The 21322-nt window shown below is 69.6% G+C and carries 16 protein-coding genes; 10 read left to right on the top strand and 6 right to left on the bottom strand.

Annotation, left to right across the window (positions count from 1 at the left end):
* Window positions 1–145: 145 nt before the first annotated feature.
* The gene (locus tag NX780_RS18455; protein ID WP_258829340.1) at window positions 146–2320 is read left to right on the top strand and encodes a TonB-dependent receptor plug domain-containing protein; all 2175 of its coding nucleotides are present in this window, start codon (window positions 146–148) and stop codon (window positions 2318–2320) included.
* Window positions 2321–2504: 184 nt separating this feature from the next.
* Window positions 2505–4661 carry a TonB-dependent receptor plug domain-containing protein gene (locus NX780_RS18450; RefSeq protein WP_258829339.1) on the top strand — a complete coding sequence of 719 codons (2157 nt, stop codon included), beginning with the start codon at window positions 2505–2507 and terminating at the stop codon, window positions 4659–4661.
* 1 nt (window position 4662) lies between these two features.
* Here the strand turns inward: NX780_RS18450 and NX780_RS18445 are convergent, their stop codons facing one another.
* Window positions 4663–5493 carry an EamA family transporter gene (locus NX780_RS18445; RefSeq protein WP_258829338.1) on the bottom strand — a complete coding sequence of 277 codons (831 nt, stop codon included), beginning with the start codon at window positions 5491–5493 and terminating at the stop codon, window positions 4663–4665.
* Entirely contained in the window at window positions 5493–6743 is a 1251-nt protein-coding gene (locus NX780_RS18440; protein WP_258829337.1) for an MFS transporter, read from the bottom strand. The genes NX780_RS18445 and NX780_RS18440 overlap by 1 nt, the downstream gene beginning before the upstream one ends.
* Before the next feature lie 155 nt (window positions 6744–6898).
* On the opposite strand from NX780_RS18440, the gene NX780_RS18435 reads away from it, so the two are divergent.
* On the top strand, window positions 6899–7663 hold the full coding sequence (locus tag NX780_RS18435) for a hypothetical protein (RefSeq protein WP_258829336.1): 765 nt from the start codon (window positions 6899–6901) through the stop codon (window positions 7661–7663).
* Here the strand turns inward: NX780_RS18435 and NX780_RS18430 are convergent.
* Complete coding sequence (locus NX780_RS18430; RefSeq protein ID WP_258829335.1) at window positions 7652–8317, bottom strand: HD domain-containing protein; 666 nt, start codon at window positions 8315–8317, stop codon at window positions 7652–7654. The two genes, NX780_RS18435 and NX780_RS18430, sit on opposite strands and share 12 nt — an antisense overlap.
* Window positions 8298–8993, bottom strand: a complete 696-nt coding sequence (locus NX780_RS18425) for a ribonuclease HI family protein (protein ID WP_258829334.1) — start codon at window positions 8991–8993, stop codon at window positions 8298–8300. Before NX780_RS18425 ends, NX780_RS18430 begins: the two co-directional genes overlap by 20 nt.
* A gap of 97 nt (window positions 8994–9090) precedes the next feature.
* Here NX780_RS18425 and NX780_RS18420 point away from each other — a divergent pair, with 97 nt between their 5' ends.
* Window positions 9091–11016, top strand: a complete 1926-nt coding sequence (locus NX780_RS18420) for a S9 family peptidase (RefSeq protein WP_258829333.1) — start codon at window positions 9091–9093, stop codon at window positions 11014–11016.
* A 62-nt stretch (window positions 11017–11078) separates the two neighbouring features.
* On the opposite strand, the gene NX780_RS18415 is transcribed toward NX780_RS18420, so the two are convergent.
* Complete coding sequence (locus NX780_RS18415) at window positions 11079–11666, bottom strand: YXWGXW repeat-containing protein (RefSeq protein WP_258829332.1); 588 nt, start codon at window positions 11664–11666, stop codon at window positions 11079–11081.
* Between the two features lie 177 nt (window positions 11667–11843).
* Window positions 11844–12056: a hypothetical protein gene (locus tag NX780_RS18410; protein WP_258829331.1), complete on the bottom strand. Its 213-nt coding sequence runs from the start codon at window positions 12054–12056 to the stop codon at window positions 11844–11846.
* Between the two features lie 219 nt (window positions 12057–12275).
* Between NX780_RS18410 and NX780_RS18405 the strand changes: the two genes are divergently transcribed.
* The 6 genes from NX780_RS18405 to NX780_RS18380 all read left to right on the top strand — a co-directional run bounded on the left by NX780_RS18405 (window position 12276) and on the right by NX780_RS18380 (window position 21320).
* Entirely contained in the window at window positions 12276–15344 is a 3069-nt protein-coding gene (locus NX780_RS18405; RefSeq protein ID WP_258829330.1) for a penicillin-binding transpeptidase domain-containing protein, read from the top strand.
* Window positions 15345–15434: 90 nt separating this feature from the next.
* On the top strand, window positions 15435–16727 hold the full coding sequence (locus tag NX780_RS18400) for a hypothetical protein (RefSeq protein WP_258829329.1): 1293 nt from the start codon (window positions 15435–15437) through the stop codon (window positions 16725–16727).
* Window positions 16728–16732: 5 nt separating this feature from the next.
* Window positions 16733–17272: a hypothetical protein gene (locus NX780_RS18395; RefSeq protein ID WP_258829328.1), complete on the top strand. Its 540-nt coding sequence runs from the start codon at window positions 16733–16735 to the stop codon at window positions 17270–17272.
* Window position 17273: 1 nt separating this feature from the next.
* Entirely contained in the window at window positions 17274–18311 is a 1038-nt protein-coding gene (locus NX780_RS18390) for a hypothetical protein (RefSeq protein ID WP_258829327.1), read from the top strand.
* Window positions 18308–19306: a hypothetical protein gene (locus NX780_RS18385; RefSeq protein WP_258829326.1), complete on the top strand. Its 999-nt coding sequence runs from the start codon at window positions 18308–18310 to the stop codon at window positions 19304–19306. Before NX780_RS18390 ends, NX780_RS18385 begins: the two co-directional genes overlap by 4 nt.
* Window positions 19307–19370: 64 nt before the next feature.
* Window positions 19371–21320: an SPFH domain-containing protein gene (locus NX780_RS18380; RefSeq protein ID WP_258829325.1), complete on the top strand. Its 1950-nt coding sequence runs from the start codon at window positions 19371–19373 to the stop codon at window positions 21318–21320.
* Window positions 21321–21322: the final 2 nt, after the last annotated feature.

The following is a 21322-nucleotide window of genomic DNA, read 5'->3' as shown; positions in this document are numbered from 1 at the left end:
GTCCCCCCGAGCGCCAAGCGCGGCAGGGCGTATTGACGACATGCGTGGCGGATAAAAGCTGGCATCCATATACGTTTTCAAGAGACAACATGATTTGCGTCTGGGACAATGACCGCCCCATTCGCCATGAGCTGACTCTCACGATATGCATGCTGTTTCTCCGTTTCGCCTGACCGTGCTCGCAGCAGCCGTCAGCCTCTGCCTTCCCGCTGCTGCCCAGGACGCGCAGCCGTCGAAGCAGCCGGTTTCCAAGCCCATCGAAAAGAAGATCGAACAGGTCGAGATCAAGGGGACTGCCAATTCCTACGGCCCGCGCCGCGACGACACCGCCACCAAGATCGTCGTGAGCAGCGAAGAAATCACCAAGTACGGCGACACCAATGTGCTCGACGTGCTCAAGCGCGTGCCCGGCATCACCGTGAACACCGGCGCCAACGGCCGCGGCGGCGAGATCCGCATGCGCGGCCTCGGCGCGGGCTATACCCAGATCCTGGTCAATGGCGAACGTGCGCCGGCCGGCTTCTCGATGGATTCGCTGGCGCCCGACTCGATCGAGCGCATCGAAGTGCTGCGCGCGGCCAGCGCCGAATTCTCGACCCAGTCGGTGGCCGGCACCATCAACATCATCCTCAAACGTTCTGTGAAGAACCGCCTGCGCGAGCTGAAGGTCGCGGCCGGGGCTTCGAGCAATGCCTACGGGCCGAACGTCAACCTGCAGCTGTCCGACCGCATCGATACCTTCTCGTATTCGCTGTCCGCCAACGCGGCCCAGGACCGCTTCGAGTTCGATTCCTGGGGCCAGGAACGCGGCACGGCGCCCAATGGGCAGCCCAACCTGCTGCGCAACCTGGCTCTGGAACAAAAAGGCAAGTTCACCTTCCTGAACCTGAGCCCGCGCCTGAACTGGACCCTGGGACAGGACAATACGATCACCTCGCAGACCTTCATCAATGCGAACCGCTTCGACAACCGTTTCCGCGAACTGAGCACAACCGTCCTCGGTGCACCGCAACCGTATGCCGACCTGCTCAATGAAGTGGAGAACGAGGGCGACTACCTGCGTTCGGACCTGAGCTGGGCGCGCAAGTTCGCCGACGGGGGCAAGCTGGACCTGAAAGTCGGCATCAACGTCGGCAGCAGCGAAAGCGTCACCGTCCGCAGCGCCGATGCTGCGAACGGCGCGCCTGTCCTGCGCACCGACATCCTGATCAAGGGCCGCGAACGCGGCCTGAACTCGACTGGCAAGTATGCGAAGACCATCGAAAAGGGCCATACCTTCGCCTTCGGCTGGGACGGGGGCGTCGACACCCGCGATGACCTGCGCGACGAGACCGACCGCCTGCGTGGTCCGGCCCGCGAGCTCGACCAGGATGCCAATGCGCGCGTGAAGCGCCTGGCCGTGTTCGCGCAGGACGAGTGGAACATCACCCCGGCCTGGTCGATGTACCTGGGCGCGCGCTGGGAAGGCATCCGCACCCGCGCCAAAGGCAACACCTTCGGCGTCGCCGAGGCGAGCTCGAATGTCTGGAGCCCGATCATGCAGACCCTGTACAAGATCCCGGGAAGCAAGGGCGACCAGCTGCGCCTGGCCCTGACCCGCACCTACAAGGCCCCTAGCCTGCAGAGCCTGAGCCCGCGCCGCATCACGAGCGAGAACAACAGCCCGACCGTGCTGGATTTCCAGGGCAACCCGAACCTCAAGCCCGAACTGGCCTTCGGCATCGACGCCGCCTACGAGCACTACTGGGCCGAGGGCGCGCTGCTCTCGATCAGCGTCTCGCAGCGCAAGATCAGCGACTTCACCCGCACCCTGGTGTATTTCGACGGCGCGCGCTGGGTCGCTACCCCGAGCAACCAGGACAGCGCCGTCACGCGTTCGCTGGAGATCGAGACCAAATTCCCGCTGAAAGCCGTGATGGACAATGCGCCGGCGGTCGACCTGCGCGCCAGCGTCAACCGCAACTGGTCGCGCGTCGAATCGGTGCCGGGCCCGTACAACCGCCTCGACCAGCAGACCCCGCTCACCGTGAACCTGGGCGTGGACTACAAGGTCGGCCAGCTGAGCACGGGCGGCAGTTTCGCCTACCGCCGCGGCGGACCGGCGGGTGTCGCTGAACCAGCGCGCCTATGTCTGGCCCCGTCGCGAACTGGACCTCTACGCGCTGTGGAAGTTCGACGCCCAGCGCCAGCTGCGCTTCGCCGTCGGCAATGCGCTGAGCCAGGACTTCCAGAACGAGACCACTTACGAGGACCCGGACACCGGCAGCCAGACCCGCAGCTTCACCTTCCCGCAGGGCGTGCGCTATCGGCTGACCTATGAACTGAAGTTCTGAGCGTCCCCGCTCTCCGCGAAACCCGGCTGCGCGCCGGGTTTTTTCTTTGTCATGGAACTTGTAGTTGCTATGCAATGGCAATGAAATGCTCCGTGCATCGTTTACATCCTGCCATGTGATGGCATATAGTGGCTCCACTTAATCGAACAACAAACTTCGGAGACCACCCCAATGCCGCTTCGCCCCCATCACATCGCCGTCCTGGCCGCCGCCTTCTGCGCCCAGGCGTCCGCCCAGCAGGCCCCAGATCAGATCCAGCAGGTGGAAGTGAAGGGCAGCGGCTACGACGCCCGGCGCGACGATACTGCAGCGCGCATCGTCGTGGGGCGGGAGGAGATAGCGCGCTATGGCGACACCGACGTGGCGGAGATCTTCCGGCGCATCCCCGGCGTGACGGTCACAACGGGGGCGGGGCGCAGCACCGAGGTCAGGATGCGCGGCCTGGGCCCCGGGTATACCCAGATCCTGCTCAACGGCGAGCGTGCGCCCGCCGGCTTCACGCTCGAGAGCATCTCGCCCGAATCGATCGAGCGCATCGAGGTGCTGCGCGTCGCCACCGCCGAATTCTCGACCGAGGCGGTGGCCGGCACCATCAACATCGTGCTGCGCAAGACGGCGCGCAAGCGCCAGCGCGAAGCCAAGCTGGGCTACCTGCAGTCGGACGTCTTCCGCGGGCCGACCTTCAGCGCGGAGCTGGGCGACAGCGGCGAGCGTTCGTCCTGGTCGTTCTCGGCCAGCGGCAACCATGACAAGTTCACGCGCGAGTCGAACGGCGTCGAAGAAACCACCAGCCCCGGCGGCGCGCTCACCAGCTACCGCACGACGATCACTCCCGAGGCCGGCCGCATGAACCGCCTGAACCTCTCGCCGCGCCTGAACTGGACCCTCGACAATGGCGACAAGCTCGGATGGGAAACCCTGGCAAGCAGCAGCAGCTTCCGCAACAACCCCCATTCCGTCGTGAGCACCCTGGTCGGGCCCCCTCCACCGGTCCCCGACCTGTATGGCTTCGGCGAATTCGACGACCGCATGCTGACCTCGAACCTGTCCTGGACGCGCGAGACCCCGGCAGGGCTCAAGCTGGACAGCAAGTTCGGTTTCGAATGGTCTTCGCGCAAGATGTACGTGCGGCGCCTGGGTTTCGACAGCGCCGGCCTACCGGAGACGGACGGCCACACGCTGAGCGACACCCACTCCCGCGGCCTGAACACCACCGGCAAGGCGACGCGCACCGTCGAAGGCGGCCACCTGCTGGCGCTGGGCTGGGACCTGCGCTACAACGAGAGCGGCAATATCCGCACCGAGCGCGACCGGGTGCGCGTGTTCGCGCCCGGGGTGCTGCTGGACGAGGATTTCCGCGCCGCCGTGAGCCGCACCGCCCTGTACCTGCAGGACGAATGGACCGTCAATCCGCGCCTGTCGGTCTACATGGGCGCCCGCTGGGAGGGCGTGCGTACCCGGGTGAGTGGAACCGCGGTCGAGCCGACCCGGGTGCGTTCGAGTGTCCTGAGCCCGGTCGCCCAGGTGCTGTACAAGTTCGCGGGCAATGACGGCAAGTCGGACGGAGACCAGCTGCGCGTCGCCCTGAGCCGCACCTACAAGGCGCCGGAGCTCGACAGCATCGTCCCGCTGCGCGGCGAGTTCGAGAACAACAGCCCCACCGAGGCCGACTTCCAGGGCAACCCGGGCCTCAAACCCGAACTGGCCTGGGGGCTGGACGCGGCCTACGAGCATTACTGGGCCGAAGGAGCGATGGTCTCCATCAGCGGCGCGGTCAAGCGCATCCGGGACTACACCAGCAACCGCGTCTACTTCGATGGCCTGCGCTGGATCTTCAGCCCGGTCAACGATGGCCGCGCCACCTTGCGCAGCCTCGACATCGAGACCAAGTTCCCGCTCAAGGCCATCATGCAGGATGCGCCCAATCTCGAGCTGCGCGCCAGCGTGAGCCGCAACTGGTCGCAGGTGGAGGCCGTGCCGGGGCCGCACAACCGCATGGAGCAGCAGACACCCCTGAGCGCCAATCTCGGCATCGACTACAAGATGGGCGCCCTGAGCACGGGCGCCAGTCTGGCGCACCGGCGCGGCGGCTTCGTGCGGGCAGCAAGCAACCGCGGCTTCTACCGCGATGCGCGCACCGACCTGGACACCTACGCGGTATGGGCCTTCAACCCGAAGCGCCAGTTGCGCGTGGCGCTGTCCAACCTGCTGGGCGAGGACAACGTGATCGAGCCGAGCTACTTCGATCCTTCCATTGGCGTCGAAAAGCGTCGCTGGATGTTCCCGGACGGCCCCAAGCTGCGCGCCACGCTGGAAATGAAGTTCTGAGTCAGGCCAGGCGCAGGGTCGCGGCGCCGCCGGCGATTAGCAGGGCGCCCAGTACGCGCGCCCGTCCCACGCGCTCGCGCAGCACCCAGGCGGCGATCGCCACGGCGAACACGATCGAGGTCTCGCGCAGCGCCGCCACCACGGCGACCGGCGCCTGCGTCATGGCCCAGAGGACGATGGCATAGGAGCCACCGGTAGCGAGCCCACCGGCCAGCGCGAGCATCGGCCGCGCCGCCAGGTAAGCGGGCAGGCGGCCGCCCAGCTGCCGGCGGCATGCCAGCGGCACGGCCACGCCGCTGAGCAGGAACAGCGCGGCGGTATAGGACGCCGGCGCACCGGAGCGGCGCACGCCCAGGCCGTCGACCAGGGTGTAGGCTGCGATCACGAGCGCGGTGAGCAGGGCCAGGCCGACGGCCCGGCGCGACAGGCGCCCGGTTCCGCCGAAGCAGGCCGCCACGGCGCCGAGGCTGACCAGGGCCACGGCCATGCCCTGGACCGGGTGCAGGGGCTCGGCCCAGGCGCTGGCGAGCGCCACCAGCACCGGCGCGCTGCCGCGCATGAGCGGATAGGCGAGGCTGATGTCGGCCTGGCCGTAGGTGCGCGAGAGCAGCTGGTAGTAGGCGACGTGCAGGGCGGTCGACGCGAGGATGAAGGGCCAGCTCGCCGGATCGGGAAGTGGCATGAGGACCAGCGCTGCGGCGCCGAGCGCGGCGGCGCCCGTGCTCACCGCCATCGAGGCCAGCAGCTTGTCGGGTTCCGCCTTGATCGCCGCGTTCCAGCCTGCGTGCAGCAAGGCGGCGCACAGCACGGCCACCAGGACGAAGGCCGGCATCAGTGGGCGCCGATGCTGTCGACCGTGTGGTGCCTGCGGAAGTAACGCCAGGCCACCAGCACCGCCAGCGCCTGCATCGCGGCGCACAGGAAGAAATGGCTGCCGATGCGCCAGTCACCCGCCGGCAGGTGGCTGACCGCGGCCAGGATCGAGGTGCCGATCAGGGGCGTGACGATGACCCCCAGGCTGCCGATCGACTGCAGGGACCCCATCAGCTCGCCCTGTTCGGCGCTTGGCGTGGCCTTCGAGACGATCGCCTGCAACGCGGGCGTGGCGGCGAAGGCCAGCACATTGCACAGGATGATGAGGTACATCATCCAGCCCTGGGTCGCCAGGCCGTAGGCGAGGAAGGCGAGGGCGCCCGAGCCGATGCCCAGCAGCGACAGGCGCACCTCGCCGAAGCGCCGGATCAGCACCGCCAGCAGGCCGGCCTGCACCACGGCGGACACCAGCCCGACGCAGAACATGGCGATGCCGTTGTCGCGCGGCGTCCAGCCGAAGCGGAAGGTGGTGTACAGCACCCAGGTCGACTGCAGCATCATCTGGCCGAAGGTGACCAGGGTGATCACGACGACCACGCCGCGGATGTCCTTGCGCCGGAGCAGCCGCAGCAGGGCCGCCAGGGGATTCAGGCGTGACCAGTCGAAGGGCGCGCGCAGGCCAGGCGCGAGCGATTCCGGTACGAAGAAGTAGCCGTAGACGAGGTTCGCGCCGCTCAGCAGGGCGGCCACGAAGAAGGGCAGGCGCAGGTCGGCGTCGCCCAGCAGGCCGCCCAGCATCGGGCCGCAGATGAAGCCCAGGCCGAAGGCGGCGCCGATCTTGCCGAAGCTTTTCGCGCGGTTTTCCCTGGTCGAGATGTCGGAGGCGTAGGCCGAGGCGACCGACATGCTGGCCGAGGACATGCCGCCGATGATCCTGCCCACGAAGAGCCAGGCCAGGCTCGGCGCCCAGGCGGTGATCAGGAAGTTCAGGCACATGCCGCCCATCGAGTACAGCAGCACCGGGCGGCGGCCGATCCGGTCGCTCAGCGCGCCCAGCGCCGGCATGAAGAGGAATTGCAGCAGGCCGAAGGTGGTGGCCAGCACGCCGAACCACAGGGCCTGGTCGTCGCGGCCCGGGACGTACTGGCCGACCAGCAGCGGCATCACGGGCACGATCAGGCCGATGCCGAGCATGTCGATGAAGATACAGACCAGCACGAAGTTGAGCTTGCCGGCGGAAGAAGGTGCGACGGTGGTCGAACTGCTCATGGAGGGCCCGCGAGATGACGAGCATGTATCTTAACATTGAGCAAACTTAACGGGCGCTGAAGCAAGGGCGATTGGTGAGAATCCACGGATTTTTCGTGATGGGAACGTGTCATCATCGCTCGGCCGATCAACCCAGCCACGGGAGCGCCTGCCAGATGCCAGGTTCACGAACACGACCCCATGCCATGACCCGCGACGCCGCCGTGCGGACGATGCGCGCCCGCCTGCTGCGCGACAGCTTCCCGCGGGTCCAGATGTTCATTCTCGTGACGCTCACCGGCCTGGCGGGCTTCGCCGCGTCCGCCGCGATGCTCGTCGGTGGAATCGAGACCATGGCGCTGCGCTATTCCCTGGCGATGGGCATCGCCTACCTGGTCTTCCTGTTGCTGCTGTGGATCTGGCTGCGCTCGAGCGCGTCCGACTATCTCGATCTCGTTCCCACCGACGTCGGAGGTGGAACTTCGGATGGCCCCAGCGACCTTCGCGCCGCCTTGCGCGACGATTTCGCCGGCGGGGGAGGCAGCTTCGACGGCGGCGGGGCGAGCGCCAACGTGGACTTCGGCGCGGACGGCGGCGCGGTCGAAACCATCGTGGACAAGCCGCTCAAGGCGATCGGCCATGCCGACGAAGGCGCGATTCCGCTCGCCGTCGCGCTGCTCGCCCTGGGCATACTGCTTTCTTCGCTGTTCGTGGTGTGGACGGCGCCCGTCCTGTTCGCCGAGATCCTCGTGGATGCGCTGCTCGCCGCCGGCCTGTACCGGCGCCTGCGCGGGCTGGAGCGCCGGCACTGGATGGTCGCCGCAGTGAAACGCACCGTGATCCCCTCGGTCCTGACCACGGTGCTGGTGGCGGGCGCCGGCTGGGGCATGCAGGCCTATGCACCCGAGGCCCGGTCGATCGGCCAGGTGCTAGGACGCTGAGGGCGCGCCGCCCTCCGCGGCGAATTCCTCGCGAAACGCCATCAGCCGCGCCAGCCGCTCCTCGGCGAGCCTTCTCCCGCCCTCGGTCTGCATCATCCCCGGGAGCCTGGCCAGCTTGACCATGATGTGGTCGAGCGCATAGCGGCGGTCGTCGAATTCGCGCGCCAGGCCGAGCGGATCGTCCGGATGCGCCAGGCCGCTTCCCATGCGCCCCGCGATATAGAACATGCGCGCCAGGCCGACCGCGCCCAGGCCGTCGAGACGGTCGGCGTCCTGCACGATCTTCGCTTCCAGCGACCGGGCCGGGATGTTGGCCGAGAAGCTGTGCGCCTCGATGGCGTGGGCCACGGCGTCCAGGCGGTCGGGCGGGAAGTCCATCCAGGCCAGCTGGTGGCGCGCCAGCTTGGCCGAACGGGTTGACGCCTGGTCGCGCTCGGGGTCGTCCTTGGGCAGGTTGACCAGGTCGTGCAGGTAGCAGGCGGCCATCACCACCAGCGCGTCGGCTTCCGGATGCTGCGCAAGCAGTGCCTGTGCATTGCGCCAGACGCGCTCCAGGTGCGTGCTGTCGTGGGCGCCGTCGCCGCCGCTACTGCCGGCGGCAAGCGCCGCCAGGCGTGGGCGCCAGGTGGCGAGGTCAAGCTTCGGTTCTTGCATGCGATTCTTCTTCGGTAGCGTGGATGGCCGCGCGCTGCGACAGGGCGTCGGCGCGGCCGTTCTTGTGGCGCGGGATCCAGCGCAGCGTGGCGCCGGGCAGGCGCGCGAGCAGCGCGCGCGCCCGGCCGCGCCAGGCCTGCAGGGCGGGGCTGCCGGCGAAATCGGGGGCATTGACGTCGTCGATCACGACCTGGCTGTCGCCATGGATGGCCAGCCCCACGGCGCCATGCGCGACGGCCGCCTCCAGCACCGCGATCAGGGCCTGGTATTCCGCTTCGCTGCTGTCGCCATGGCCGATGTCGCGCGACAGCTCGACGTGCACGCCACCCGGGCCTTCGAGGACGGCGCCCAGGGTGCAGCGGCCGGGATTCGGCCGCGCCGAGCCATCGAACCAGGCGCGCCAGCCGGTGGCGGCGGCGCCAGGCCGGCGTCGCGCCTGGGCCGCCGCGGCCAGTGCGCGGCGCGCTTCGAGCGCCTGTTCGCTGCGCAGGCGATCGGCGGCCCGCTCGCGCAGCAGCTGGTCCAGCCCGGCCACGCCGGCGCGCAGGGAAAGCGTGGCCTGCAGCGCCTCGGTTTCGCCCATGCCGCTGCGCCGCGCGAGCCGGCGGCTGGCGGCCAGTTCGGATTTGAAGGCGGCTGCAAGGAGTGCCGCCTGGAGTGCTGCTTGGTCTGTCATGGGCGCCAAGCATAACCGCTTTGCCCGATGTTGACACGGCTGGCCGCTTTTGCAACACTCGATGTGCTGTATTTGCTGACAACAATAGGAGATGTTTATGCGTCTGTTCCGTTCTGTCGTCCATGTTTCCGCGCTTGCCCTGTGTGTGCACGCCACTTTCGCCCCCGCCCAGGCGGCGACTACCGCGCCCACCGCCAAGGCCCAGAAAGCGCAGAAAGCGCCAAAGCGCTACACCATCGAGCAGTTCATGGCGACGACCTCGGTCACCGGCGCCTCCTTCAGCAAGGACGAGAAGAACATCCTCTTCAGCAGCAACGCTTCCGGCATCTTCAATGCCTACACGATTCCCGTCGGCGGCGGCAAGCCGGTCCCGCTGACCCGCTCGACGACCGATAGCACGTATGCGATCGGCTACTTCTACAACGACGACCGCGTCCTGTTCACCCGCGACAGCGGCGGCAACGAGCGCAACCACGTGTTCGTGCGCGAACTCGACGGTCTTGAACGCGACCTGACGCCGGGCGACAAGCACCGCGCCATGTTCGCCGGCTGGCGTCCCGACGGCAGCGGCTTCTATGTCGCAACCAACGAGCGCGATCCGAAGTTCTTCGATCTCTACCTCTACGACGCAAAAGACTACAAGCGCACCGTCGTCTACCGGAACGACAGCGGCATGAACGTTTCCGCCATCAGCCGCGACGGCAAATGGCTGGCCTTCGACAAGCCCAATACCACGGCCGACAGCGACGTCTACCTCTACAACGTGGCCACCCGCGAGATGAAGCACATCACGCCGCACAAGGGCACGGCCAGCCATTCCGCCTCGACCTTCGATCCGGAGTCGAAGCGCCTGCTGTTCACCACCAATGACGGCGGCGAATTCACCCGCATCGCCAGCTACGACCTCGCCAGCGGCCAGGTGGCGGATGTCGAGAAGGCCGACTGGGACCTGCTGGGCGCGAGTTACTCGCGCAATGGCCAGCACCGGGTGAGTGTGCTCAACCGCGACGGCAGCATCGACGTGCGCGTCGTCGACGCTGCAGGAAACCCGGTGGCCATGCCCAGGCTCCCCGGCGGCGAGATCCGCCAGACCACCTTCTCGCCGAGCGGCCGCCTGGTCGCCTTCTACCTCAACGGCGACCGCTCCCCGAACAATCTCTATGTGCACGACTTCAAGAGCAGGAAGACCACCCAGCTGACCCGGAGCCTGAACAGGGAAATCGACCCGAACGACCTGGTCGAGGCCGAGGTGGTGCGCTTCCGCTCCTTCGACGGCATGGTGATCCCGTCGATCTACTACAAGCCGAAAGGGGCGTCCGCCACCAACAAGGTGCCGGCCATCGTCTACGTGCACGGCGGTCCGGGCGGGCAGACCATGCGTGGCTACAACGCCCAGATCCAGTACCTGGTCAACCACGGTTATGCGGTGCTGGGCATTAACAACCGCGGGAGCTCGGGCTATGGCAAGACCTTCTTCACCGCCGACGACCGCAAGCACGGCCGCGAGCCGCTGTGGGACTGCGTCGAAGCCAAGACCTGGCTCGCCAGCCTCGGCTACGTCGATCCGGAGCGCGTGGCGATCATGGGCGGCAGCTACGGTGGCTACATGACCTTGGCGGCAATGGCCTTCCGCCCGGAAGCCTTCAAGGTCGGCATCGACATCTTCGGGGTCAGCAACTGGGTGCGCACGCTCGAGAGCATCCCGCCCTACTGGGAAGCGCAGCGCAAGGCCCTGTACGACGAGATCGGCGACCCGGTGAAGGACAAGGACTTCCTGGTCGCGACCTCGCCGCTGTTCCACGCGGCGAACATCCGCAAGCCGCTGATGGTGATCCAGGGCGCCAATGATCCGCGCGTGATCAAGCCGGAAAGCGACGAGATCGTCGAAGGCGTGCGCAAGAACGGCGTGGAAGTCGAGTACATCGTGTTCCCGGACGAGGGGCACGGATTCTCGAAGAAGAAGAACCAGATCGAGGCGAGCGCGAAGATCCTGGCCTTCCTCGACAAGCACCTCAAGAAGTGACATCAAGGTAGCAAAGAAAAAAGGCGCCAATGGCGCCTTTTTTCTTTGCCGGATCTCCGCGATCAGCGGCGATAGGGGTTCTCGGGACGGTGGTCCCAGCGATTCGGCACGCCATCCCCGTCGCGGTCGCGGTCATGCCTGTTGCGCACGCCGTCGTTGTCGAGGTCGCGGTCGTAGCGATTCGGGACGCCGTCGCGGTCGGTGTCGCGGTAGCGGCCGCGGTCGTAGCCTCGGCCGTCGCGGTAGTAGTCGCGGCCATCGCGGTAGCCGCCGCCGTACACGGGGGCGTAGCCGCGGCGCTCGAAGCGGTCGGGCACGCCGTCACGGTCGCGGTCCGGGCCGTACCGGGTCCAGCGCGCCGGTTCCATGTACCAGCGGCCGTGGCGCTCGCGCCAGCTCGGCGGTGCGTAGACGTAGCCGGGGCGGGCGGCGATGTAGTGGCCCGGCACCCAGGCGTGGCGGTGGCCGCGCCATTCCCAATAGCCCGGGGCCCAGACGTAGCCGTGGCGCACTGCGGGGGCGCGTTCGTAGATCGGAGCCGGCGGGGCCGAGCCGATGTAGAGTTGGAAGTCGGCTTGCGCGAGGGCCGGCAGCGGCGCGAAGGCGGCGCCAATGGCGATCAGGGCGGCGAGGGAAAGAGTGCGTTTCATGTCGGTCTCCAGATCCAGAAGCGGATGAACCCACTATATCGGGGGCGGCGCTGGAAATCTCGGTTTGAAACGTCGGCTTACATTTGAAACAGATGGGCGGGAATCTGGCTGGGGGAGTGATACAGATGGGCCGGCCGCACTGTCGGGTTCACGCGACAGCGGGCCGGCGCTGGGCACTCATCCGCGGCTCCCGTCGGCCTTTTCTTCGGCGCCGAGGCGCTTGGCGCTGACCTTCACGACGGCCATCTTGTCGCCGCTTGCGACCTGGGCGGCATCGGCGCTGTAGCTGCGTGCCTGGGCTTGCGGAACGCCGTCGACCAGGTAGCTGGCGGGGACTGCGAGGGCCATCGCGACGACGAAGACGGCTTCCATATTCTTCATGATGTTCATGGTGTTTCTCCTTGCGTGTGGGTTGTCGATGTGTGCACTGTAGGCCAAGCCTCCGTGCGTCGCGAGCCGATTGCGACGAGACGCGAAAAACGCGGAATGAGCTGTCGAAAAGCCTTCGCGAATGCGCGCGCGCCACGCGGGTATGGATGGCTTTCACCGTCCCTCCGCTAGCCTTACGCGAAGCGGTCCGCCCCGGGGCCGCGCCTTGCGGACATCCTGATGAGCGCCACACTCGCACAACTCGCCGGCCACCTCGCCGCCAGCCGCACGTCCTGGCGGCGCGCCCGCAACCTGCGCGCCGGCGCGCGTGGGCTCGGCGCGCCGCGGCGTGGCTGGAATCCGCTGGTTCCGCTGGCGCTGGCCGCCATCGCGCTCGGCGCTCTCGTGCTGGCAAACTCGGCGCGCTCGCTGTCGGCTTCCTCGGCCACCACGCCCGCGGGCGCCTCGGCGGCGGCGCTGGCGACGCTGCAGCCGCTGCTGGCCGGCGTCACCCTGCGCGTACCGGATGCGCCTGCCGTGCACATCGAACAGCATGGCGGGGCGGCGGTGGTGCTCGCGGCCGGGATGACGGCGCCCAGCCTGCTGCGGGTAGACCTGTGCACCCAGGTGCTCGACCCGTCCCGTCCGGTCCTGCTGCCCTTGCGGCTCGGCTATCCGCTGCATGAGGCGGCAGGCAGCCCGCCGCGCAATGTGGTGATGACGGCGCCGGGGTCGACCATGCCGCGCGTCGAGCTGCGCGGCGACGCCCGCGGCGCCTTAAATGTGCGCTGGCAGGCGGGCGCCGGTCGGGCCGCGTGGATCGGCGACGCGGGCGGCGGCGTGGCGAGCCGCGGCGCAAGCGGCTCGGGCGCGATCCGTCAGGCTGGCTGGCTGGCCTGGCCTGACGGCGCCCTGCGCATCACCCGGCGCCCGAGCGCCGCCTGTCCCCAGCTTGGCGAGCTGCTGTTGCAGCGCTATGCGGCCGGCGGCGCGGCCGGCGCCGTGGTGCAGGCCTTCGGCGCGAGCAGCGTTTCGCCGGCCCTGCGCCTGGCGCCCGGCGCCCACCTGGTGCCGGCAGGTGCGCCGCGCGGCCTGGAAGACGCCTTGCTGTTCGAACAACTGCAGGCCCGTGGCCTGCTTCGCCTCGGCCCCGGCGGCCTGGCCGAGCTGGCCCCGCGCGACCTGGCCGCCTGGCAGGGCATGCAGGCCCGCGACCGGGCGCCGCTGCCCGGCTGGGAGCACCTGCGCCTCGACGAGGCCGGCCGCAAGCTGCTCGGCCGCCTGTATTACCGTGCCGACGGCGCTTTCGTGCGCGAGCAGGTACGCATCTACAACAGCGAGCGGCGCCTGCTGGCCTGGCGCATGCGGCCGGGCAGCCACGCGTCCTGGCAGGCAAGCGTGGGCGGCGTGCCGGTGGCCGTGGATGAAGGCTTGCCGGTCGCCGCCATGCGCCTGTTCGCGCGCCTGCCGGAGGGCTGGGCGCCCTGGCAGCGCGTGGCGGCCTGGGACGAGGGCGGTGCGGCATCGACGGCGCGGCTGGCGCTGCAGGCCAGTGGCCCGGCCGAGCTGCTGCTGGCCGGACGCGTGCGCCGGGTGAGCGGCGCCACGATGCGCGTCAGCTTCGAATGCGAAGGCCGCGCCTGCCCGGGGCGCGACGCGGTGCAGCGCGTGCTGTTGACGCCTCTGCCGGGCGCGTCCCGGATCGAGCTCGAGGTCGAGGCGCTGGACCTGGGACGGCTGGCGCGCGGCGCCGATGCCGCCTATCGCCACCTGCGGGTCGATGGCGGGAAGCTGGCCTGGCAGGCCCTCCCTGCGGAGCAGACCACGCAGCGCGCCGCCCTGGCCGAGGTCCGCCTTCGCGACCGCGATGGCGAGAGCCTGTGGGTCGACGGCAGCGCCAGTCCCCGGGCGCGCGCCGCGGGCCTGGGGCCGCTGCTGGGCGTGCACCGCGACCACGCGTCGAGCGTGGCCGGCATGCTGGCGCGCGTGCCGGGGCCCGTACATACGGCGGTCCTGAGCCTGGACTTGCGCTTGCAGGCGGCCGCCCAGGCGGCGCTGGACTGCATCGGCCTGCGCGGCGGTAGTTGGGACGGCCGGCGCTGCAGCGGCGCGCGGCCGGCGCCGGGCGAGCGGCAGGCCGGGCTGGTGCTGCTCGATGCCGGCAATGGCGACGTGCTGGCGGCGGCGGGCGCCGGCATGGGCGCCGCCGACCCGGCGCGCTGGCCTGAAGTGCGCGACTTCGACCGCGCCGACCCGGCGCGCAGCCCCCTGCGCCTGCCTGCTTTCCAGCACGACGGCGGCGCACACCGGGCGCCCGGCTCGACCTTCAAGGCGATCACGGCCCTGGGCCTGGAACAGGCGGCGCGCCAGGATGCCCGGCTGGAGCGCCTGCTGGACGGCATGCCGCTCGCCGCCATCGACCGGGTGGCGCAGGAGGGCGGCTACCCTTTCCGGATCGGCGCGCCGAGCTATCCGGAGGGGGGCGGCGCCCGCATCACGAACTTCCGCGAACAGGTCGCGGCCGCGCGGGCGGTCGAGGGCCGCTTCGGCCTGCCGCAGGCGCTGGCGCACAGTGTGAATACCTGGTTCGCCTGGACCGCCGAGCTGGGCGACCGCAGCCTTGCTGGCGGCGTGCCGGGGGTGCGGGCACTCGAGCCGGGCGCGCTGGATGCGCTGCGCCCGGTGGCCGGCATGGCGCGCCGGCTCGGTTTCGGCGCGCCGCTGCGCCTGGACGGCGGCCTGTTGCCGGAAGACTTCCGCTGGGGCGCCTGGGATGCGCTGCAGGCCACACGGAGCCAGATCGACCCCATCCTGACCCGGCACGAGGTGCGCCAGATGGCGATCGGCCTGCGCATGCAGACCACGCCCCTGCAGATGGCGCTGGTGGCCGCGGCGGTCGGGCAGGGCAGGGTGGTCACGCCCCGCTTGCTGCTCGAGCTGGACGGGCGCGCGGCCGAGCAGCGTCCCGGCCCGGAACTCGGGGTGCGGCTCGACCGCCTGCGCGCCGGCATGAAGGGCGTGGTCGACGGCGGCACCGCGGCCGGCGCCTTCCGCGGCAAGCAATTCGATGGCCTGCGCCCTGGCCTGTTCGGCAAGACCGGGACGGCACCAAGCGGCGCCGACGGCCAGGGGACAGTCTGGTTCATGGGCTGGCTGGAGCCGGGCAGCCTGCCCGGGCAGACCCGGCGGCTCGCCTTCGCCGCCTTCGTCAGCCATTCCGAGCTGACCGGCGGCGCCCATGCGGCGCCGGTGGTGGCCGCCCTGCTGCGCACGATGGCGGCGCAGTCCTTCGATAAGAAGGGAGAATAGGCATCTGCTGCGCGCCTCAAGAATGTGTTTCTATGGCATCATCTGTTGACAATCCGCTTGTGCGCGGATGCATTACTGGATGAGGAACACATGCGTTTGCCGGGAACCCGGTACCAGGAGCACGGTTGGGAGCAGGTCCGTAAATTGTTGGGGCAGTGCTCGCTGGCCGCGCTCGCGCGCGACAAGCATGCGCTGTTGCTGGAGCCGGACCAGGAAAGCTCGCTGGCGGCCTATGTCGATGGCGTGTCCCGCGTGCTCTACGGCTGCGGCCCGCGCGGCGCCGCACTTGGAAACAGTTATGGCGATACGGTCCTCGAGCTGGCCCTGAGCCTGGTTGTCGAGCTGCAGGCGCGCCCGGGCGACTGGGCCGGCCTGTGCGCCGCCGTCGCCGCCGAGCATGCGCGCATGGGGCCGTTCTGGAACGCGCCGGGCGGCGAAGCCCTGCTGCGCAAGAAATTCAACGACCTCTACGCCGTCCTGCGCGACAAGGTCGACAGCGACAATTACCAGGCCGCCTGCGGCCGCCCCTGCAGTCCGAACCGGATGTATGCCTACCGCATGCTCGACACCGCCTATGGCGAAGTGGCGCGCCTGTTCTTCGGCTGGCGCGAACACCGCGCCCAGGTCGGCGCCATCCTGGGCAGGACCATCGAGGCCGAACCGATCGAGGCGCGCCGCCTGCGCAGCATCGCAGACTGCCGCGCCGAGTGGATCCTGCGCTGGAGCGAGAGCCTGGAGCAGTTCGGCGGCGTCCCCGGCCCCCTGCATACCCGCTCCAAGCGCTTCGCCAGCCTGAAGACGAGCCTTGACAAGATCGCGGCGATGCTGCGCGAGATCGGCGAGTACGAAGCCTTGTCCGCCAACGGCGAGCGCGACTGGCTGCAGGATGCGAATGACGCCGGGGCCTGGCTGGAAGACTACTGGCGCGTGCTGGACGAGTCGGAGCAGGGCGCAAGTCCGGGACCCGACCAGATCCTGGAAGCGCAGCAGGATGCGCTCGACCTTGCCTGCGCGGGGGATGGGGACGAAGCGCAGGCCGACATGCGCGCCCCGATGCTGGACGTCGTGCTGGCCGAACGGGTTTCACTGCCCCCCCGCTACCTGGAGATGGCAGCTTGCGCGCAGGAAGCCGGCAGCTGGGCGCTGCGCACGATGGCGGACGATTCGCTGCCGGTGCGCCTGGCGGTGTACTTGAAACTGCTCGGTCCTTTCGACGACAGCTATCCGGCCGAATGGCTGGACCCGGCCACCGGCGAGCTGCCGACCATGGGGCAACTGGCACTCCTCGACGGGGTGTCGCTGCCGACCCTGCGCAAGCGGCGCGACGCCGCCATCGCCAGGCTGACTGCACGTGCCGATGCAGGCATGAAGGAGGAGACATGATGGGCATGACGGAACTGGATCGCAAGCTGCAGGCGCAGCTGCTGGCGGGGCGCCGGGTCGAGGGCGACCGCCTGGTGCTGGCCGACGCGGTGCTGCTGGCCGCACTGGACGGCAGCCGTCCCTTGAGCAGTGGCGAGCGGGCGGCGCTGCAGGCTTCCCCCTTGACCACCCGGCGCCTGCGCCAGCTGGCCGAGGCGCGGCGTGCCCGGGCCGCCGCCCCCGACTGGCGCGGCAGCGCCGGCATGCTGCGCGCGGCCGACAGCGGGGCGCCCTTCGAAGCCCTGGTCACCGACGACGGCGCCTGGCGCCTGCACGTCGTGGCCGGCCGCGCCATCCTCCAGCTCGACCCGGAGTCAAGCCTGGCTCCGGCGCTGCTGCGCGCGGCGCAGCCGCTTCGCGTGGTCGACGGCGCCGGCAACACCGTTCTGGAGGGACGGCTCGACCCGGACGGCGAGTGCGAGGGCCCATGGCCCTTCGCCGAGGGACCGGCCAGGCATTTCCAGCGCCACGGCGGTGGATTCGCCGTGGAGCCGATCGGTCGCTAGCATGCTGAAGCTGTTTACCCGGCCCTTCCGCCAGCCGCCCCCGGACCTCGCCGGCCTCGGCGCGGCCTATATCGCCTTGCCGATCGCGCGCGGCCGCACGGTGCCAAGCGGACGCTTCGTCGTGCTGGCCAATGGCGAAGGCCATACCCGGCGCCTGAGCGAAGATGCGCGCGTGAATGCCTTCGAGGGCGAAACGGCCTGGTGCGTGCATCCCGGCCCCTATGCCTGCGAACTGACGCCCTTCGCGGCCGCGCCCGAGATCGGCCTCAAGGTCGCTTTCGCCATCGACGGCGCCGACCCGCGCGAAGCCCAGCAGCGCTTCGACCTGTTCCTGGCCAGCGAAGCCGGGCAGCAGGTGGCCCTGGACGCCTTCGTGGCGCAGATGGAGGCCGCCTTGCAGCGTGAACTGGCCCAGGGCAACCTGGAGCTACCGCCCTGCACGAGTTTCGAGGAGTGGAACCTGTTCCGCGCCGGCTTCAACCAGCTGCTGTATACCCGCTTCGGCGTCATGGTGGACGACTGCGTGCCGGTCGACTTCGGCGCGGCGCGCGACCTGGCGGCGCTGCTGGGGGCGCGCCTGGCCGTGCAGCAGGTGGCAAGACCGGTCCAGGCGCCGCCCCAGGAAGCCTTCGACGCGGCATGCGAAGACCGCAAGGCGCTGCGCCGGCTATTCCTGGAATTGCCGCGCGTGCTGTGCGGGCTACGCCTGGCCGTCCTGCCGCCGGACTGCGCGACCTTCCGCCGCCACCAGGATCTGCTGCGCCGGCTCGACTTGGTGAGCCTCTCGGTGGGCACCATGCCGGCGCTCGCGCTGGCTGCGCCGAACGAAGCCATGGCGGCGTCCGAACAGCTGCGCCGCGCACGCCACAGCTTGCGCGCGGTGGCGGCGCTGGACGAAGCCTGGGCCCTGCTGGCCCGCATGAAGCATGCGGTCGCCGAGCTGCCGCAGGCCATCGCGCTGCTCGACGAGACCGACCGCATCGTCGCCAACCTCGAATGCGATTGCGCCGCCCGCCGCGCGACCCGGGAGGAGCAATGAACGATTCCCTCGTGCGCTGCCGCAGCATCGCCCCGGACGGCAGCTACCTGACCGTCACGGCCACCGTGCGTCCCCGCGACGGCCGCGCCGAAGTGAAATGCAGCGTGCCGGAGGCGCCGGAGGTGGCCCGGCGCATGCAGGCCGTGGTGCGCCTGGCGCGCCATACGGAGGCGCGTTTCGACAGCCGCGCACAGGTGGTGTTGAGCCTCGACCGTGCGCCTGCGGGCGGGGAACGCGACTGGGAGCTGGCCGCCGTGCTGGCCGACCGCATGGTGCGGGGGCTTTATCAGTCTTCGGTGCCGGTGGTGGCGAACGGCTGGTCCGATGCCTGGCACCTGGGCCGGGTGGACGGTCACAGCCTGGCTGCCGTGCCGCTCGGCGTGCTCGCGGGCGGCGCGGGCGGCCTGCCGCACCTGGGCGCCCTGAGCGGCCATCCGGATCCGGCAGCCGGCGTCTCCAGCGCGCGCGCCTGGTTTCCCCTGGTGAGCGGCGGCGAGGGCGACACCCTGTCCTGGGTCGAGGTCCATGTGCGGCCAAGCCCGGCGGACGGGGAAGACGAAGCGTCGGGTATCGTGGCGCCCGGTGCCGATGCGGCCCTGCAGGCGCGGGTGCGCGCCGTACTGGTGGCGGCGCGCCACCACGATGGGCGCGGCTTGAAAGAGTGGCGCACCACGGTGCGTTTCTCCGGGGAGCGCTTCCAGGGCGCCTCCTTCGAGCTGGCCCTGGTAATGGCCGACCGCATGGCGCGCGGCCGCGATTTCCTTCCGCGCGGCCGCCTGCTGGCCACCGGCCAGTCATCCAGCTGGCATGCGGGGCAGGTCGAGAACGTCGACGGGGTCGGGCCGAAGTGCGCGCTGCTGCTGCGCGAGGCGCAGGCCGGCGACCGCATCCTGCTGCCGCGCGCCTGGGAGGCGGAGCTGACACCGGAGTGGCGCGCGCAGCTCAAGGCCCAGGGGGCGAGCGTAGCCTGCGTGGACCGGATCGGGATCATATGATCGCGCCCCGGCTTTGCTAGAATCGTCGAAGCGGTTTGTTGTACGGATTGAAACGGAGTCGCATATGTTGCAGATGTTCGGATGGGGCGGCGCCGGCTGCCCGCGCTGCGAGCGCAAGAACGGCGGAGAAGCGCGTTACTGCGGCGGCTGCGGCCTGACCCTGGGCGCACGACGCAACGCGCCGGTGCTGGTCGAGAACCGCTGGGTGGCCGGCCCCGACGAACTGGCCGTCTTCTTCGGCGTGCGCGAACTGTCCGGACTCTTCGTCAAGACGCTGCGCGTTCCCGCAACCAGCCGCGCCTACATCCTGCAGGGCAGTAAGGCCACCGAGGTGCCGCAGGGCGAATACGAGATCGAAGGCTTCTTCACGCGCCTGAACCACCTGCTGCGCGACCAGCATGCCGAGATTCTCGTTACCCGCAGCGGCGCGCTGCCGGTCGAATTCCGCTTCGACGACGTTCTCACCAGCGAGCAGCTGGCGGTGACGGCGCGTTTTGCGGTGAGCGTGAGAATCGAGGACGTACCGGCTTTCGCCCGCCACTTCATGACCCAGCCCGGCACCATCGGCACGCAGGAATTGCGTGAGCTGCTGTCGGCCCCGGTGCGCCAGCTGCTGGAGGAGTTCGTCGGCGCGCGCTCGATCCGCGACATGGCCGGCAACAATGCGTTGCGCGAGCAGCTCGACGAGCGCCTGCAGGGAGGCTTGAAATTCCTGCTGGCCGAGTACGGGCTCGCCGTCGTGAAGGTCGACACGGTCGAACTGCGCCACGACAAATACGACGCCAACCGCGCGAAGGTCGGCAGCCTGTGGCTGGCGGTCGACGAGCGCCATGTGCAGGTCGAGCACAGGAAGCACCTGGACGAGCTCTACGACGCCGAGGAATGGCAGCGCCTGCGCCGCGCCGAACAGCAGGCGCGGGTGCGCCAGCGCGAGGCCGAGCTGCGCCAGGACGATGCCATTGCCCGCGCCGAACTGTCGCTGCAGGGCGCCGATCGCGCCCACGCGCTGCGTGCGCGCCAGATCGAACTCTACGCCCGCATCCTCGACGCCCAGTCGCGCAAGCAGGCGCTGGAGCGCGGCGCCGGCGACGTGCTGGCCGAGCTCGAACACGAGCTGGCCAAGAAGGGCGCGCAGCGCCGCGACGAAGTACAGGAGTGGCAGCACCTGCGCGCCCTGGCCCAGCTGCGCATGCGCAGCGAACTCGAGGTGGCCCAGCAGGACGCGCGCCAGGCGCAGGCAATCGCCCGCCAGCGCTTTTCGCACACCCTGCTGCAACAGCAGATCCGCTACAAGATCGAACAGGCCGCCTCGATCGAGGACGCCGCCCGCAAGCAGGCGGAACTGGTGCGCCTGCGCCAGGCCGAGGAAGATGCCGCCCGCCGCGCGCGCGCGATCGACGAGGAAGAACACGTGGCGCGCCACCAATTGCTGCTGCTTTCCAACACCGCGCGCCGGCGCGACGCCGAGCGCCTGCAGGAATGGGAAGACGAGCAGGCGCGCCTGGCCATCGAGACGGCCCGCAGCACTGCCCAGCAGGACAAGCTTGCCCGCACCATCGCCCTGGAAGCGCGGCAGGCGCGCGAGCAGCAGGGCGTCCTGCTGGAGGCCGAGGAACGCCGCCATGCGCTGCGCCTGGCCGAGCAGCAAGCTTTCGCCGGCATGGACGACACCGCGAAACTCGCCCTGGCCGCCGCGCCCAACGCCGCGCTGCTGAACGACTTCATGAAGACCCGCGTGCACGCGACCATGGATGCCGGCCAGCTCTCGAGCCTGGCAGCCGTGGTCGGCGCCGGCAAGCTCACGCCGGACGAGGCTTTGGCGCTGGTCGCCCGCGAACAGGCGCGCCGTGACGGCGAAGTCGACAAGGACCGCCGCCACCAGGTCGCGCTGCTGGCCGCCCAGGCCGGCGCGGTAGCCGGTGTCGCGGCAAGCCTGCGCCAGTGCCTGCACGGCCATGCCGTGCGCGACGGCGAGCGCTTCTGCGGCGCCTGCGGCGCGCCCTTGCAGTCCTGAAG

This window comes from Massilia agri, from assembly GCF_024753255.1.
In the GTDB taxonomy this organism is placed as follows: domain Bacteria; phylum Pseudomonadota; class Gammaproteobacteria; order Burkholderiales; family Burkholderiaceae_D; genus Telluria; species Telluria agri.
This window is presented reverse-complemented; position numbering and strand designations above follow the sequence as displayed.

Coding starts and splice junctions, on each gene's coding strand:
- NX780_RS18410 (WP_258829331.1), bottom strand. CDS start 12,056: ATGAACATCATGAAGAATATGGAAGCCGTCTTCGTCGTCGCGATGGCC.
- NX780_RS18450 (WP_258829339.1), top strand. CDS start 2,505: ATGCCGCTTCGCCCCCATCACATCGCCGTCCTGGCCGCCGCCTTCTGC.
- NX780_RS18440 (WP_258829337.1), bottom strand. CDS start 6,743: ATGAGCAGTTCGACCACCGTCGCACCTTCTTCCGCCGGCAAGCTCAAC.
- NX780_RS18380 (WP_258829325.1), top strand. CDS start 19,371: ATGTTGCAGATGTTCGGATGGGGCGGCGCCGGCTGCCCGCGCTGCGAG.
- NX780_RS18405 (WP_258829330.1), top strand. CDS start 12,276: ATGAGCGCCACACTCGCACAACTCGCCGGCCACCTCGCCGCCAGCCGC.
- NX780_RS18390 (WP_258829327.1), top strand. CDS start 17,274: ATGCTGAAGCTGTTTACCCGGCCCTTCCGCCAGCCGCCCCCGGACCTC.
- NX780_RS18420 (WP_258829333.1), top strand. CDS start 9,091: ATGCGTCTGTTCCGTTCTGTCGTCCATGTTTCCGCGCTTGCCCTGTGT.
- NX780_RS18415 (WP_258829332.1), bottom strand. CDS start 11,666: ATGAAACGCACTCTTTCCCTCGCCGCCCTGATCGCCATTGGCGCCGCC.
- NX780_RS18435 (WP_258829336.1), top strand. CDS start 6,899: ATGCCAGGTTCACGAACACGACCCCATGCCATGACCCGCGACGCCGCC.
- NX780_RS18395 (WP_258829328.1), top strand. CDS start 16,733: ATGACGGAACTGGATCGCAAGCTGCAGGCGCAGCTGCTGGCGGGGCGC.
- NX780_RS18385 (WP_258829326.1), top strand. CDS start 18,308: ATGAACGATTCCCTCGTGCGCTGCCGCAGCATCGCCCCGGACGGCAGC.
- NX780_RS18430 (WP_258829335.1), bottom strand. CDS start 8,317: ATGCAAGAACCGAAGCTTGACCTCGCCACCTGGCGCCCACGCCTGGCG.
- NX780_RS18425 (WP_258829334.1), bottom strand. CDS start 8,993: ATGACAGACCAAGCAGCACTCCAGGCGGCACTCCTTGCAGCCGCCTTC.
- NX780_RS18400 (WP_258829329.1), top strand. CDS start 15,435: ATGCGTTTGCCGGGAACCCGGTACCAGGAGCACGGTTGGGAGCAGGTC.
- NX780_RS18455 (WP_258829340.1), top strand. CDS start 146: ATGCATGCTGTTTCTCCGTTTCGCCTGACCGTGCTCGCAGCAGCCGTC.
- NX780_RS18445 (WP_258829338.1), bottom strand. CDS start 5,493: ATGCCGGCCTTCGTCCTGGTGGCCGTGCTGTGCGCCGCCTTGCTGCAC.